The sequence below is a fragment of the Mesorhizobium sp. WSM4850 genome, assembly GCF_055811735.1.
Genome location: NZ_JBVVPV010000002.1, coordinates 302,565 through 316,300, shown reverse-complemented (window position 1 = coordinate 316,300; position 13,736 = coordinate 302,565). Strand labels below are relative to the sequence as shown.

Sequence of the window (13,736 nt, the reverse complement as noted above, 5' to 3'; positions counted from 1 at the left end):
CTCGATCGCTTCACTGCTGGGGACATGCGTGCCGTGCAAGCTGGCAGGCAAGGTCGCGGCGTCATTGGCGACGACCAGGTCGTCGGGCTCGAACAGCTTCGCGAGGTCAGCGCGCGGCAGGTCGGTCATCGCGCCGTCCGCCATGACGACCAACAGCCTGGCGGAGCGCCGATCCGGATGGTCGGCGGCAATCATCCACGTGCCACGGCGCGTGGCGCTGCGCCAGCCGGCAACGCGTCAAGCAGTTTTTCAATGATCTCGGCAGCTGCCAGATCGGGGTGCTTCAAGGTGGCCGGATCGGCATCAGGAAGCGCCAGCGCGTGCAGCGGGGTGTCCATATCGCCGGGGTCGAGCGCGAGGAACCTTATGCCATCGTCTTTCGCCTCCTCGTCCCAGATCGCCGTCAGATGGGCAAGAGCGGCCTTGCTCGCGCCATACGCGCCCCAGCCAGGATAGGCGTTCATCGCCGCGTCGCTGGAGATGTTGATCACCAGCGCGCCACGGCCCTCGCGCGCCGACGTGGCAAGCGCACCGAACAGCCCTTTGGTCAGGCGAAACGCGCCGACGAGATTGACCGCAAGCGCTTTTTCCAGATCCTCGCACTCGGTGTCGGCGAGCAGCGCAAGAGGCACCGGCCCGAGGCTCGATGCATTGTTGATAAGGACGTCGAGCCCGCCGAGGCTGGCGGTGACCTGCAACGCGATCGGGTAGATGTCGTGCTTCTTGCCGAGGTCGCCGACAATGCCGTGCGCGCCCGTCTCGTCAGCAATGCGCTCGACGTTTGCGGCAGTGCGTGCGACGAATGCGACGCTCGCACCGCGCGCGGCGAGCTGCCGCACAAGCGCCAGCCCGAGGCCGGACGTGCCACCCGTGACCGCTACGCGAAGACCGTGGAATTCCATATTCGTCAGCATTGCCGATGCTCCTTCCATCCGTGCAAGCCAATGCTACAAGCTCAAGTTAACTTGAGGTCAAGCGTTCATTGCGTGGATCTTTCCTTCTCCCCTTGTGGGAGAAGGTGGATTGGCGCGCAGCGCCAAGACGGTTGAGGGGTGTTGGACGGAGTGCGGCGGCGCCAAGCTGGAACACCCCTCATCCGGCCGCTTCGCGGCCACCTTCTCCCACAAGGGGAGAAGGGAGAGCCGCGCTCGGACGCCCCCGCGGTCGCTGGCGCGTTCGATGCCGAGGCGGCGCGAGACGCCGGGTGCCGCCAGCGATCAGCTGCGGTATTGTTCGTCGCTGACTTTCTCCAGCCATTCGACCGGCTTGCCATCAAGCGATTCCTGGATAGCGAGATGGGTCATCGCCGTGGTCGCAGACGCGCCGTGCCAATGCTTCACGCCAGGCGGAATCCAGACGACGTCACCTGGCCGGATTTCTTCTACTGGCGCGCCTTCGCGCTGGACCCGGCCGAGACCGGCCGTGACGATCAGCGTCTGGCCGAGTGGGTGCGTGTGCCAGGCGGTGCGGGCGCCAGGCTCGAACGTGACGCTGGCGCCACCGACGCGCGCCGGCTCGGGCGCCTGGAAGAGCGGATCGATGCGCACGGTCCCGGTAAAGTAATCGGCCGGCCCGGGGCCGGACGGCTGTGATCCAACTCGCGTGATCTTCATTGTCTCATTCCTTCCTTGGACAGAAGCTGCGCCAACCTGGCCTGCTGCAGCCACGGCGGCGAAAGCACTCGTCGCGGCAAGGACGTCTCTGCGGGTGATGATCATGTCTCAAGCCCCTTCGTTTTCGACGAGGTGGATCAGAGCAGCTTGTCCGGCGTGATCGGCAGTTCGCGGACGCGCTTTCCGGTAGCGTGGAAAATGGCATTGGCGATCGCTGGCGCGACGCCGACCAGCGCGATCTCGCCGAGGCCTTTCACGCCGAGCGGGTTCACGTGCGGGTCGTGCTCGTCGACGAATATCACGTCCATGACAGGCGGGGCGTCGGCGTGCACCGGCACGGCGTATTCGGCGAGATTGGCATTGATGACGCGCCCGTTGCGGGGGTCGACAACCGAGTGCTCCATGAGGGCCATGCCGATGCCGCCGATCATGCCGCCGATGCACTGGCTGCGCGCGATCTTCGGGTTGACGACGCGGCCGGCGCCATAGGCGCCGACCATGCGCCGCACGCGCGTCTCGCCGAGATCGGGATCGACGGCCACCTCCACGAACACGGCGCCAAAGGCGTGCATGGAAAACCGCTTCGTCTCATCTCCGGGAGCGACGTCGGCGGTTGCCTCGATGACTTGGCCGAGACGCTTCATGGCCTCTTCAATTTCGTTGGCGCCGGCGCGTGCCAGCGCGTCGTCGAGCGCCTTGCGGCAAGCCGCCTGCACCGCACTGCCGACGCTCGCCATGGTCATGGAACCGCCGTGGATAGGGGCGCGCGGCAGGCGGGTGTCGCCAAGCGTGAACTTGACCCGCTCGATCGGCAGGCCCAGCGTGTCCGCCGCGACCTGCGTCATCGATGTCCATGTGCCGGGTCCCATGTCGCTCGCTGCGCTCATCACTTCGGCAGTGCCGTCCGGCAAGAGCCGGGCCATGGCCGAGGCGGGTGCATAGTTCATCGGATAGGTGGCGCTGGCCATGCCCCAGCCAATCAGCGAGCGCCCGTCGCGCATGGAGCGCGGCGCGGCGTTCCTTTGTGCCCACCCGAAACGCTCGGCGGCGGCCCGGTAGCATTCCCTGGTCGAACGGCTCGAGAACGGGAGGTCCTTGAATTCGTCCCGGTCCGGCTCGTTGCGCAACCGCAGTTCGACGGGATCCATGTTCAGCGCGACCGCCAACTCGTCCATGGCCGATTCGAGGGCATACATGCCGCTCGCCTCACCGGGCGCGCGCATGTAGGTCGGCGTGTGGACGTTCATCGGCGCGATGCGATGGCGCGTGTGGACGTTCGGGCAGGAGTGCAGGAACCGGGTCGCGCTGAGCAGCGCCTCGGTGAACTCCTCGTAGGTCGAGGTCTCCTGGTGGCCCTCGTGCCGGATGGCCTGGAGCTGGCCGTCACGGGAGGCGCCAAGCGCGGCCCGCTGCGCCGTGTGAGGACGGTAGCCGACGCCGTAATACATTTCGCGCCGCGACAGCACCAGCTTGACTGGCCGTCCGGCTACACGGGCGCCCAGCGCGGCGAGCGTGACATGCGGCCAGCAGCGCAGCGCCGAACCAAACGCGCCGCCGACGAAGGGCGAGATGACACGGACGTTCTCGGCAGCGATGCCGAACACGGCGGCGATCTCCTCGGCGACGTTGTGCACCCATTGTGTCTTGTCCCACAGGGTCAGGCTGTCGCCCTGCCATGAGGCAATGGTGGCGAACATCTCTATCGGATTGTGGTTCTCGCGCGGGATCACATAGGTCTGGTCGACCCGGAATTCCGCTTGTTCGAAGGCGCTGTCGGGTTCGCCTCGCCGTATCTCCCACTCCGCCGGTTTCCCGGTAGGCAGAACTGGATCGACGCTTTCCATGTCGGTGGACGCCGCTTCGTGCCGGTAGGTAACCCGCACGACCTCCGCCGCGTAAACCGCCTGTTCAAGCGTCTCGGCGACCACCAGCGCGATCGGCTGGCCCTGGTGAGTCACTCGGTCGTCCTGCAGCACATGCAGGCGCTCGCCAACGGCTGCGTCCGGGAGGCCTTTGTGCCGCTGGTAGGCGAGCCTGGGCGTGTTGCTGTGCGTCACAACCGCGATTACGCCGGGCGCCCGTTCGGCCTCCGCCGTGTCGATGGATGCAATGCGGCCGTTCGCGACAATGCTCCTGACGACGGCGGCATGGGCGAGGTTGGGTACCTCAAACTCGGCGGCATAAGTCGCGGCGCCGGTAACTTTCAGGCGGCCATCGACGCGGCTGACGGATTTTCCGATCAAGGCAGCAGTCATGCGCGTGCTCCCGCGATTTCGACCGCACGCACGATGGCGCGCTGCATGAGTTCGATCTTGAAACCGTTGTGGCCGCGACCCCGTGTGCCGTCTAATGCGAGCGCCGCCGCCTGGCGGAGCACCGCTGGCTCGAAGTCGGCGCCGGCGAGAGCGGTCTCGACGTTCGACAGGCGCCAGGGTTTCGTTCCAACGCCGCCGAGCGCTACGCGGGCCTGCCGGATGCGAGCGCCGTCCGTCTCGATTGCGACTGCGGCCGAGACCACGGCGAACTCGAAGGAGGCGCGATCGCGTACTTTGAGATAGTGAGACCGCAGTCCTGCCGCCCTGGCCGGGACCGTGATCGCGGTGATCACTTCGCCCGGTTTCAGGACGGTTTCGAGGTGCGGCGTATCGCGGGGAAGGCGATGGAGATCGGAGAGCGGCACGGAACGGTCACCGCCAGCTCCTCGGAGCTCGACCGACGCATCGAGCGCCACCAGGGCAACCGCGAGGTCCGACGGGTGAACGGCGATACAGTTGTCGCTCGTGCCGAGCACTGCGTGCCAGCGGTTCTCGCCGTCCAATGCGGCGCAGCCGGAGCCAGGCACGCGCTTGTTGCATGCCTCGTAGCCGACATCGCGAAAGTAGGGACAGCGTGTGCGCTGAAGCAGATTGCCGCCCATGGTCGCCTGGTTGCGGACCTGCGGGCTCGCCGAATTCAGCAGCGCCTGGGATATCAGAGGGAACTGCTCGACCACAGCTTGATGGGCGGCCACCTCCGCCATCGTGGCGGCGGCGCCAAGCCTCAGGCCTTGCGGACCGATCTCGATGCCGTCGTCGAGAACTCCCGCGAGGCTCACAAGCCGATCCGGTCGGCGGACATTCTCCTGCAGAAGCTGCACCATGTCGGTGCCGCCGGCGATGTATTCGACCGGCGCATCATTGCGGCCGGCTTGAGCGCCGAAGCTGAGTGCGGCAGAGAGATCCCGCGGACGTTCGAGCACAAAGGGATGCATGGCTCAGCCCTCCTGCGTCGAGTTGGACACGGCAGCCGCGTCCTGGATGGCCGCGACGATATGGTCGTAGGCGCCGCAACGGCACAGATTGCCGCTCATCCATTCGCGGATCTCCTCCGGCGACCCGGCATGGCCTTCGCTGATGCAGGCGACGCCGGCCATGATCTGCCCCGACGTGCAATAGCCGCACTGGAAGGCATCGCGCTCGATGAAGGACGCCTGCAACGGATGGAGCTCATCGCCCTGCGCCAATCCTTCGATGGTTTTGATTTCGCGGCCCTGAGCGAGCGCCGCGAGCGAGAGGCACGCCTTCACGCGCATGCCATCCATCAACACCGTGCAGGCGCCGCATTGGCCGAGGCCGCAGCCCTTCTTCGAGCCCGTCAGATGCAGGTGCTCGCGCAGCGCATCCAGCAGCGTCGTGCGCGGGTCGAGCGAAAGCCGGTGCTCCGTCCCGTTGATGCGCAGCGACACATCGAGCGGCACCGTCGCGGCGCCGGCAGCCTGTGCCAGCGCCGGAGATATAGCTCCGGGCACGAATTGTTCTCCTAAAAGAGCACCGCCAGTCACAGCAGCCGCTTGCATGAGCTCCCGGCGCGTTATGTCCGAACTGGCTGTCGAAGTTCTTTGGCTATCAGACATGTCGATTGTCGCTTTCGTGATGATCCGCCAAATTCGCGGCCCAAGATATGGATGGCCCCCGGCCCGAAGACACGCTGGGTGCGTGTGCGACGCTAAAAGCTTAGGGCGCTTGAGGCGCCTTGATTAGCGCCCGCTCCCCGATAGGACCTATCGGTCGGGGCCATGAATGGCAGCGACGCGAATGAACTGCCGCCGGTTCTTCCTTCATCGTCATTGCTCAGACGGGTTCGCGCCACCGTCCGGGAAATTTGCGGTGCTCTCGGCAATCGCGATCGATTGAGTGTGTGCAGTTCGCTCGATTAGTCCGTATAATCCGCCCAAACTTATGGGGCGGAACCATAAATGCAGCGCGGACGACTCGATATGCTTCTGGCCTTTCTGGCGGTTGCGCGGGAGGGCAGCTTCACGCGCGCCGCTGCGCAGCTCGGAATTTCGCAGTCCACGCTCAGCCACACGGTCCGCGATCTGGAAGAGCGGCTGGGCATTCGGCTGCTGACGAGAACGACCCGAAGCGTTTCGCCTACAGAGGCCGGCGAGCGGCTGCTGCGCAATATCGGCCCGCGCTTTGAGGAGATCGAGGCCGAGGTCGAGGCGTTGAGCGAATTGCGGGAGAAGCCCGCCGGCACCATTCGCCTCACGGCAAGCGATCACGCGTTCAACGCCGTCATCTGGCCGAAGCTGGCGAAGCTCCTGCCGGACTATCCCGACGTCACCGTCGAGGTCTTCCTCGACAACGCACTGACGGATATTGCTGCCGAACGGTTCGACGCGGGCGTGCGAATGGGAGAGCGTGTTGCAAAAGACATGATCGCGGTGCGCGTCGGACCGGACATCCGCTTCGCCGTCGTCGGGACGAAGTCGTATTTCGCCAGGCGGCCGCCGCCAACGACGCCGCAGGAGCTGACCGACCACGTTTGCATCAACCAGCGCTTTTCCATCAATGGCGGGCTTTGGGCCTGGGATTTCGAGCGCGATGGTCGCGAGCTGAAGGTGCGGGTGGACGGCCAGATTGTCCTCAATGGCACCCTCGAGATTCTCGAGGCGGCGCTGGCTGGTTTCGGCCTCGCCTATGTGCCGGAGGATGTCGCGGAGCGTCATCTGGAAAGCGGCCGCCTGATGCGGGTGCTGGATGAGTGGTCACCGCCCTGGCCGGGATATCACCTCTACTATCCAAGCCGTCGCCAAGCGTCGCCGGCTTTCGCCCTGCTCGTCGATGCGCTCCGCTTCTCGGGTTGAGGCAATGCAGTGCGAAGCGTCTTCGGCCAGGATTGACCGTTCAGTACCGCCGGAACCGGTCAGCCGAAGACGAACGCCATCAGCAGCTCCGGCTCGATCACCGGCGCCCGCACGACGTTCAATTGACCACGGTACCGACGTTCGCCCGTGCCGAGGACAAATCCGCTGGTGACCGGCGTTTCACCGTTGATGTCGAGGCGCGCAAAAATGTCGGCGACATTGAGGTCCAACGCCAGCTTGAGGTCGTGCCGCGCATCGTCCTTTGGTCCGGAAGGCAGTTGGCGCTTCACCAATTGCTGGAACGGAACATTGAAAGTCAGGATCTTCTTCGATGACGTCAAGGCAAATGCAGGCGAGGGGCAGGCAACCAGTATGGCGTTGATTGTCGTTATTGACGCGAGCTTACTCAACGTCACGTTTTCCTTCGCCTGTCCGCGTATGCAGGCTACCCGGATCGCCGATGTCAGATTGCCACTCTGTGCCTGAACTCCGGCTATCTCATCTATGAGCATGCCGATCGTGCACTTCCGGCTCTCAGCCATCTGCTTCAGCGATATCCAAAAAGCCCGCTCCAGACGGATCCCGCGGCGTGTTCCGCCACGCGCCACAACTCGAAATTCCAAGCCAAAATCCTCCTTGGCGAGCGGCAGGAGTCGCTGATCGGTATTGGTGGAGGGAGAGGTGGCGCTAGCGCTCACTCATGGCCTCCTGACGCGCCTTGTTGATCGGCTTCAAAAGGGAACTCAGGATCGTCTTGCGTCTGGTCTTGATGTCGACAGAGCAGATCACGCCCGGGATGATCGGATAAGCCTCGCCATCCCGTTCGATCGTCGAAATCGCAAATGTGATCAGGAGGCCAAGGCGCTTGCCAATGGCCACTTTGATTATCGTATTCGTTTCTACCCCACCCACGCTTCTGCCCGGTACTTTTTATGGCCAAGCCTTCTCACCGAAGCTTTGACAAATTATCCGACAGATTCTTCGAATACGTGAGTGTTTGTTGATCTAGGGCCGGCTAAGAACCGAATTCGGGCCATAAGTTTCGGGAATGTAGCAAAAATGGCACATAAAACGGGCGCTCGCTGCGGTTGCGGCAAGCGCCTGCGCCTGTGATCAATGCTGTTCGCGGCGCTTTCCTTAAGCCTCGCGCAATCTTTGCAGTCTATTCTGCTTGTCGATTGGCGAGGGAACATGACGCGCAAGCCGCTACTGCTTTTTGCCTTCCCGGCTCTCATTCTTCTCATTCTGGCAGGGGAACGAGCAGCGACGTTCCTGCTCGGAACCTATCCGGCCAGCCCTGCCCTGTGGCGGATCTGGCTTGAGTTGCGCCCTTTGGCCACGATGTTCTGGCAGCAGGTCGACCTCTATCTCAGCGGTTCAATGGTCCTTGATGCCGCTATCCTGATCGCCGCATCGATCCTCTGCTGGATGGCTTGCCGGACGAGAAAGTCGGCCGCGTTCTTCCTTGTCAACCACGCTGCTCTGCTCTTCGCCGGGCTGATGATCGCTTCCAGCAGCCATTCTGAAACAGCGAGCACGATAGCGGCGTTCACCGCGCCCAGCGGCCATCCATTCTCGCTGGTGCTCGATTTCACATGGCAGAACAGCCTGGTGCTGGGTCTCGGCACTGCAGCCTGCGCCTACTGTCATTTTACGTTTCTCAGCGAAGCGCGACAGCGTTCCGAAGCGCTCGCCGTACGGCTTATTGCTCTGCAGCGGGATCTCTAGGACCCCGGGGCACAGCCGTGCCAACTTCGTCATCCCAGGGCGGAGCAAGGAGCGAAGCGACGCGGCGCAGACCCTGGGATGACGAAGTTGAGGTGTTTGGGCTGATCGCAGACGTTGGGTTGGAGATTGGCGGCTGAAGGCCGGCCGACAGGGACCGTCGACAGTCCCTTTCAGGCTAAGAACCAAATCCTCTGTAGAGAGGAACTAGTTGATTTTCTTGTAATGGACCTTGCCGTCAGGCTGCACTATGCGCTGGTAGGAGGCGTTCGGGGGAGGGGGCGCCGCGGCGATCTTCCTTTTGAGCGGGCGCGGCACATCGACGATACTGGGTTCGGTCGCTTCTTCGAGATCGGTGGCTGCTTCCGCCATGGTGCTGGTCGTGACCACGGAAGGCTCCGCAATGCTCGACATGTCGTCGTCACTGTCCAGGGGCAGCTCCTGTTCAAGCCGGGCAATGCTGCCTTTGACTTCGTTGAAGCTGCCCTGCAGTTGACTGTCCAGTTTTTCGAACCGGCTTTGAAAGCCGTTGTTGACCGCATCGAGCCGGGCTGCGATCCGTTGCTCGAACGATCCGAGCTGTTCCAGCCGCCGTTCGACAAGGCGCAGATCGTTGATGCCGCGGTAGAAATAGACCGCGGCCGTTATGTTCACCGCCGTGATCAGTAAGGCGCCGACGGCGACAACGCCGATCATCCTTGCATTGCTCGGTTTCCACGCTGGAGCTTGCTCTTCAGTGTGGGTTGCCGGCCCAATGTCGATTGCCGGCATATCCAGGTCGCTGATCATCGTCATTGGACCACCACCTTTGCGCCGACCGAGACGCGCTTGAAAAGATCGATCACATCAGTGTTGGTAAGACGGAAACATCCCGATGTTCCGTCGAAGCCGATGCCCTTGGGATCGTTGGTGCCGTGGATGCGGTAGAGCGTGTCGCGCCCATCCCGCAGCAGATAGAGTGCCCTGGCGCCGAGCGGATTGTAGGGACCGGCGGGCACCATTTCCGGCAGCTCCGGCTGGCGGGCGCGCATTTCCCTGGGCGGGCGCCATTCCGGCCATTCCGTTTTCGCCCCGACCTTGACGATGCCGGTCCAGCCAAAGCCGTCGCGTCCGACGCTGATCTGGTAGCGCAGCGCCTGGCCCTGCCGGGTCACCAGATAGAGCGCCTTCTCGTCCTTGCGGATGATGATCGTGCCGGCCCGTTCCACGGTTTGGAGAGCAACCGCCTTGCGCAGGCTGGGGCCCATTGCCGGCAGCGGCGGCCGGTCCGACAGCGCGGATCGGGCATGGGCGAATTCCCAGGCCGGCATCCCCAAGGCAAGGCCGATGATGCAGGCGCCGGCGAGTCTCGGGACGGTGCGAAATCTACCGTGCAGCGTCATCGAGCCGCTCTTTGAACATCCGCTTCAGGTCCTTGTTGAAACGTGCCCGCCCATCCACTTCGGAAGGCAGGATGGCCCGGTTCAGCGCGTCGGTCAGCAGCGCATTGTCCAGGCCGACCGACTTGATGTGCGGCGCCTTGAAGATCTTCTCGAGTTCGCTGCGCGAAAAGTGGTTGCCGAACCATTTGCGCTTATGCTTGTTGGCGACCAGGGTGATGCTCACCGAATTGCCGCGCAGCTCGCGGATCTTCGTGTAGAGCCGCTTGCCTTGCCGCAGCGAGGCGACGTTGAGCTCGAAGACGATGAAGATCTCGTCGCTCGTCGAAAGCACGGAATTCTGCCAGGGGGTTTCGATATTCGGCAGGTCGATGATGATGTCGTCGAAGCGGTAGGCGACGAGGTCGAGCAACCGGAACACGAAATCGGCGCCCTGCGGCTCAAACGGCAGCTGCGGCCTCTCGAATGAATAGAGGGTCAGGCTGGACGGACGAGAGAGCTTGATGACGTCCATCAGTTCGACATCGAGCCTTTCCGGCTGGCCGATGATGCCGGCCAGGTCGAACTGGTTGAACAGGTTGAGATAGGCGCCGCAATTGGCGCTCTGGAAATCGAGGTCGACGAGGCACGTCGAAGCCGCGCGTTCGGTGGATTTCGACGCCAGGAATTCCGCCGCCGACAGAGCGAGCGTCGTGGCGCCGGCGCCGCCGCTGGCGCTGATGAAAGTGATGATTCGGCTCTTGGTGCCCTGGTTGCCGGTGTCGTGGAAGGTGACCGCGTTGAGCAGTTCCTTGGCGTCGAGCGGCTTGTGCAGCCAGTCCGAGGCGTTCATGCGAACCAGGATACGCGTCTTTTCAGAGGTCAATTCGTCGGAGACCGCGATCAGCGGCACGGTCGCCCACAAGGCGCGCGCCGCGACAATGCCGGGCTCGCCGAGCAGCTCGCCGTTGGCCAGGTCGAGGATGACGATGCCCGGGCGCGTCTCAGCGGGCGGACCGTTGAGAAAGTCGGCCGTGTCGGAAATCCTGACATCGTAGATGGCCAGCGCGTCGAGCCGCGTCGCCACCTCGCGCTTGAACTGCGGATCCGATGAGAATAGGGCCACCTGCTTTCGTTTGGTCGGCAGAACCTTGGTGTTGATGGCATTCATGGGGATATACTCTTCAGGTCTTCGCCCGTGACCGTGCTGAGCATCGAGGGCATGGTGAGGTTTCCGAATCCTAGCAGGCCGCCCAGGAAGAAGAACTGGAAGGTCCGGTTCTGAAGGCTGACGGTGATTGTCGGCACCGGTCCGCCCAACCGAGTCTGGTAGCCCAAGCCGGTGGCGGAGTACGCGATGACAACATTGTCGCGCCGCAAGCCAGGAAAGAAATGACACATTCCATGCCGCGTGCTGGGTTGCTGGGCAGGGGTGATTATCGGACAGGCGTCGTCATTGGTGTTTGCAGTGTCGCCCCGAAAGATGCGGCTGAAATTGGCGGCATTGAATGTCCCGCCATTACTGCAGGCCCCAGTGCCAGCAGTATAAGTGCAAGTGAATGGTCCGTAGGCCGCGGCGATGACCGGAGCGCCCGGCGTGGTCGTCGGTGCGGCTGTAGCTAGCGCGGTGGCAACCGGATCGGAAATCGAGGCCAGTCGTGCGCCGAGTTGCACGGCTTTGGTGGCGGCGTTCCACTGATAGAGGGCGTAACCGAAATCGACGAAGCCGAGGACAAGGGTAAACAGCAGTGTCGATACGATGGCCATGTCCACCATCGTCGCGCCGTCCTCCGATTTTGCGAAACGCCTGATCATGATCAGAACCGGATCAACCGCTCCTCGTGAAAGCTGTTCAGGGTAATCGTACCGATGCTGAGCAGCGACAGCATGCCGACGCCGCTATATGGGTAGTTGCCGACCGCTCGGACGATGCAGACTTGTGCCGCGGTGGAGCGATACTGGGTGACGCCAGCTTGCACAGCATCGTGGCAGGATGCGGGGGCGGCAATAGTCACCGTCGCGTTATTGGATGTCCCCCCCGCTTTCTGCCAGCCGCTGACCCGCGCACTCCCCGTGCCTGCCGGATTGCCGAAGACGGCGATGTTGGCAGCGATATCGGCGCAATTGATCGCCGCGAGCCCGGCCTTAGTGTATAACTGGCTGTTGCAGCGCGCGGCAAAGCGCGCCGCATCCGACAGGCCGGCCTCCATCAGTAGCTTTTTGTGGATCAGATTGCCGAACTCGAACACGCCTGCCGACAAGACCAGCATCAGTGGCGCGATCAGCGCCATTTCGACGAGAGCCGTGCCGCGCTGCTCGCGTCGAAATCTGTGGAGATGATGGTACAGCGCTCCGATCATCACCATCACCGATAAAGCTGGGCTTCGTCGCGAAGGAAATTGTCGAGCGTACCCTGGCCGGCACCGCCGGTTACGTCGACCACTTCGACCATCACCGAAGCGTCCTCCGATGGCGACGCAACCGGTTCAGTGAGGAAGAAGCTGCCGAAGGCTTCGACCGGAAGATTGGTGCTGTGGCCGGACAGGCCGTTGCCCGCAGCTTCGAGAGCATTGCAGTTCAGGATCGCGCCATAGATCAACCGACGATCAACTGTCGTGACGGGCGGTTGGCAAGCTGCCGACGGCGTTCCGGTCTCTCCACCGGTCGACGCGGTGCCCACCAAGCCCGCCGATATTTCGTAGCGGTAGACCTCATAGCGCGTCGGCTTGGTCGTATCCCATGACGATGGATAGCTAGCTGAACCGAAGTTGGTGCTCCAATAGCCGGAGAAGTTCCAATCTCCGTCGCCCATCCTGCCGCCCATATACGGCGTTGTCGCATCGCGCGGAAGGCCCATTGTTCCAGCTTCGGTGAACGAAAGCTGGTTCATGGCAGCGCATTGATTGGCGCTGCCTGTGGTCCGTATTGCCCCTTTTCGGACATTGGCGGCGGGACCGTAAGCTGGGCTGTTGAAGTGATTGCCGTTAGCTCCAATCCCGAAACGAACGTTGAACGCATCTTGAACCGGGCCGGCATTCTGACCGGTCTTCGTCGTTACGTTCGCGGAATTGTAGCAGCCGATCGGCGTCGACGTTGCAATCGTCTGAGCCAGCGCTTGGGCACCATTTCCCACATTTGGCGGAGGCTCGAGGAAGCCGAAGTTGCCCGGACCGGCCGCAGCCCCATTTCCGACCTTCCGCAGTTCGATCAGCCTGCGACGGACGGCCGGATTGGAAACGGCCTGCTCAAGCGTGAAGCCGCCGGCATTGTTTGTCCCGTTCACCATCTCATAGGGGTTGCACATGAAGACCGGTGTGAAATCGCAGACGCCGGAGGTGAAGCCCGCTACCGCGACTGCCCCGACATTGAAGCTGTTGCTGGCGCCGGATGTCACAAATGAGGCGGGAAAGATCGCGGCAAACCCTTGGGGAGCGACTGTCACCTGGATGAACCGTGTTTCCGCCTCACCGACAGCCTGGTTGGCATCTGCAAGATAGTTGGCCTGATTAGCGGCTGTAATCTTGGTTCCGTCGTTGGCAGGGATCGCTTTGAGGAAGCACCAGGAAATGTTGCCAGCATTGTTGCAGCGCTGCGTGCCTCCCGGCTGACCGGAGGTCAGAGTGAACCGGCCTGCCGTGGAGAAGTTGCTTTCATTGTCTACGAGCGTCGCCATGGCGCGTTCAGCCCGCGCCCAGGAACCGCTGCTTCCGTCCAGTTCCGCTGCCGCCGCGAGCGCAAACGCATCCGCCCCCTTCTGAAGATCGTTGTGGAGGTTGTTGACCCGGCTCATATCGATCGCCAGCAGGGAAAAGCCGATGATTGCCGGCAGCGTGATGCTGACCAGTATCAGCGCTATTCCCCTCTGATCGTGCCAGAACGCGCGAACAATCCGCAGCATGGCCTTACCGTTAG

General features: G+C 63.0%; 14 protein-coding genes and 2 pseudogenes. 2 read left to right on the top strand and 14 right to left on the bottom strand.

From position 1 onward, the window contains the following. Nucleotides 1–45: 45 nt before the first annotated feature. The 6 genes and pseudogenes from AC0L2Z_RS04555 to AC0L2Z_RS04530 all read right to left on the bottom strand — a co-directional run. Nucleotides 46–129 (bottom strand): annotated as a pseudogene (locus tag AC0L2Z_RS04555) (hypothetical protein); the annotation flags it as partial. Between the two features lie 62 nt (nucleotides 130–191). Then, on the bottom strand, nucleotides 192–914 hold the full coding sequence (locus tag AC0L2Z_RS04550) for an SDR family NAD(P)-dependent oxidoreductase (protein ID WP_473626872.1): 723 nt from the start codon (nucleotides 912–914) through the stop codon (nucleotides 192–194). Nucleotides 915–1,217: 303 nt separating this feature from the next. Beyond that, entirely contained in the window at nucleotides 1,218–1,613 is a 396-nt protein-coding gene (locus AC0L2Z_RS04545; protein WP_473626871.1) for a (R)-mandelonitrile lyase, read from the bottom strand. A gap of 137 nt (nucleotides 1,614–1,750) precedes the next feature. Further along, nucleotides 1,751–3,868, bottom strand: coding sequence for a xanthine dehydrogenase family protein molybdopterin-binding subunit (locus tag AC0L2Z_RS04540; protein WP_473626870.1), 2,118 nt, complete (start codon nucleotides 3,866–3,868; stop codon nucleotides 1,751–1,753). Next, the gene (locus AC0L2Z_RS04535; protein WP_473626869.1) at nucleotides 3,865–4,863 is read right to left on the bottom strand and encodes an FAD binding domain-containing protein; all 999 of its coding nucleotides are present in this window, start codon (nucleotides 4,861–4,863) and stop codon (nucleotides 3,865–3,867) included. Before AC0L2Z_RS04535 ends, AC0L2Z_RS04540 begins: the two co-directional genes overlap by 4 nt. 3 nt (nucleotides 4,864–4,866) lie before the next feature. Then, a complete protein-coding gene (locus AC0L2Z_RS04530) occupies nucleotides 4,867–5,505 on the bottom strand; it encodes a (2Fe-2S)-binding protein (RefSeq protein WP_023796970.1) in 639 nt (212 codons plus the stop codon). Nucleotides 5,506–5,847: 342 nt separating this feature from the next. On the opposite strand from AC0L2Z_RS04530, the gene AC0L2Z_RS04525 reads away from it, so the two are divergent. Further along, nucleotides 5,848–6,741 (top strand): LysR family transcriptional regulator, encoded by an 894-nt coding sequence (locus tag AC0L2Z_RS04525; protein ID WP_473626868.1) that lies wholly within the window; start codon nucleotides 5,848–5,850, stop codon nucleotides 6,739–6,741. A gap of 59 nt (nucleotides 6,742–6,800) precedes the next feature. Here the strand turns inward: AC0L2Z_RS04525 and AC0L2Z_RS04520 are convergent, their stop codons facing one another. Next, nucleotides 6,801–7,439, bottom strand: coding sequence for a ribbon-helix-helix domain-containing protein (locus AC0L2Z_RS04520; RefSeq protein WP_027152091.1), 639 nt, complete (start codon nucleotides 7,437–7,439; stop codon nucleotides 6,801–6,803). Continuing rightward, nucleotides 7,429–7,575: pseudogene (locus tag AC0L2Z_RS04515) on the bottom strand (HlyD family type I secretion periplasmic adaptor subunit); the annotation flags it as partial. The pseudogene AC0L2Z_RS04515 and the gene AC0L2Z_RS04520, both read right to left, overlap by 11 nt. Before the next feature lie 357 nt (nucleotides 7,576–7,932). Between AC0L2Z_RS04515 and AC0L2Z_RS04510 the strand changes: the two are divergent. Next, complete coding sequence (locus tag AC0L2Z_RS04510; RefSeq protein WP_473626866.1) at nucleotides 7,933–8,469, top strand: hypothetical protein; 537 nt, start codon at nucleotides 7,933–7,935, stop codon at nucleotides 8,467–8,469. A gap of 204 nt (nucleotides 8,470–8,673) precedes the next feature. On the opposite strand, the gene AC0L2Z_RS04505 is transcribed toward AC0L2Z_RS04510, so the two are convergent. Genes AC0L2Z_RS04505 through AC0L2Z_RS04480 form a run of 6 tightly spaced genes read right to left on the bottom strand, consistent with a single transcriptional unit; the run spans nucleotide 8,674 to nucleotide 13,722 of the window. Continuing rightward, a complete protein-coding gene (locus AC0L2Z_RS04505; RefSeq protein WP_473626865.1) occupies nucleotides 8,674–9,261 on the bottom strand; it encodes a hypothetical protein in 588 nt (195 codons plus the stop codon). Continuing rightward, nucleotides 9,258–9,848, bottom strand: a complete 591-nt coding sequence (locus tag AC0L2Z_RS04500) for a L,D-transpeptidase (RefSeq protein ID WP_473531342.1) — start codon at nucleotides 9,846–9,848, stop codon at nucleotides 9,258–9,260. Before AC0L2Z_RS04500 ends, AC0L2Z_RS04505 begins: the two co-directional genes overlap by 4 nt. Further along, nucleotides 9,832–10,995: a CpaE/TadZ family protein gene (locus tag AC0L2Z_RS04495; RefSeq protein WP_473626863.1), complete on the bottom strand. Its 1,164-nt coding sequence runs from the start codon at nucleotides 10,993–10,995 to the stop codon at nucleotides 9,832–9,834. The genes AC0L2Z_RS04500 and AC0L2Z_RS04495 overlap by 17 nt, the downstream gene beginning before the upstream one ends. Then, entirely contained in the window at nucleotides 10,992–11,639 is a 648-nt protein-coding gene (locus AC0L2Z_RS04490; RefSeq protein WP_473531340.1) for a TadE/TadG family type IV pilus assembly protein, read from the bottom strand. Before AC0L2Z_RS04490 ends, AC0L2Z_RS04495 begins: the two co-directional genes overlap by 4 nt. 2 nt (nucleotides 11,640–11,641) lie before the next feature. Beyond that, nucleotides 11,642–12,184 carry a TadE/TadG family type IV pilus assembly protein gene (locus AC0L2Z_RS04485; RefSeq protein ID WP_473531339.1) on the bottom strand — a complete coding sequence of 181 codons (543 nt, stop codon included), beginning with the start codon at nucleotides 12,182–12,184 and terminating at the stop codon, nucleotides 11,642–11,644. 5 nt (nucleotides 12,185–12,189) lie between these two features. Continuing rightward, the gene (locus AC0L2Z_RS04480; protein WP_473626862.1) at nucleotides 12,190–13,722 is read right to left on the bottom strand and encodes a TadE/TadG family type IV pilus assembly protein; all 1,533 of its coding nucleotides are present in this window, start codon (nucleotides 13,720–13,722) and stop codon (nucleotides 12,190–12,192) included. Nucleotides 13,723–13,736 lie beyond the last annotated feature (14 nt).

Excerpts from the sequence above, each read along its gene's own strand:
- AC0L2Z_RS04550 (WP_473626872.1), bottom strand. The coding sequence starts at position 914 with ATGCTGACGAATATGGAATTCCACGGTCTTCGCGTAGCGGTCACGGGT.
- AC0L2Z_RS04545 (WP_473626871.1), bottom strand. The coding sequence starts at position 1,613 with ATGAAGATCACGCGAGTTGGATCACAGCCGTCCGGCCCCGGGCCGGCC.
- AC0L2Z_RS04540 (WP_473626870.1), bottom strand. The coding sequence starts at position 3,868 with ATGACTGCTGCCTTGATCGGAAAATCCGTCAGCCGCGTCGATGGCCGC.
- AC0L2Z_RS04535 (WP_473626869.1), bottom strand. The coding sequence starts at position 4,863 with ATGCATCCCTTTGTGCTCGAACGTCCGCGGGATCTCTCTGCCGCACTC.
- AC0L2Z_RS04530 (WP_023796970.1), bottom strand. The coding sequence starts at position 5,505 with ATGTCTGATAGCCAAAGAACTTCGACAGCCAGTTCGGACATAACGCGC.
- AC0L2Z_RS04525 (WP_473626868.1), top strand. The coding sequence starts at position 5,848 with ATGCAGCGCGGACGACTCGATATGCTTCTGGCCTTTCTGGCGGTTGCG.
- AC0L2Z_RS04510 (WP_473626866.1), top strand. The coding sequence starts at position 7,933 with ATGACGCGCAAGCCGCTACTGCTTTTTGCCTTCCCGGCTCTCATTCTT.
- AC0L2Z_RS04505 (WP_473626865.1), bottom strand. The coding sequence starts at position 9,261 with ATGACGATGATCAGCGACCTGGATATGCCGGCAATCGACATTGGGCCG.
- AC0L2Z_RS04500 (WP_473531342.1), bottom strand. The coding sequence starts at position 9,848 with ATGACGCTGCACGGTAGATTTCGCACCGTCCCGAGACTCGCCGGCGCC.
- AC0L2Z_RS04495 (WP_473626863.1), bottom strand. The coding sequence starts at position 10,995 with ATGAATGCCATCAACACCAAGGTTCTGCCGACCAAACGAAAGCAGGTG.
- AC0L2Z_RS04490 (WP_473531340.1), bottom strand. The coding sequence starts at position 11,639 with ATGATCAGGCGTTTCGCAAAATCGGAGGACGGCGCGACGATGGTGGAC.
- AC0L2Z_RS04485 (WP_473531339.1), bottom strand. The coding sequence starts at position 12,184 with ATGATCGGAGCGCTGTACCATCATCTCCACAGATTTCGACGCGAGCAG.
- AC0L2Z_RS04480 (WP_473626862.1), bottom strand. The coding sequence starts at position 13,722 with ATGCTGCGGATTGTTCGCGCGTTCTGGCACGATCAGAGGGGAATAGCG.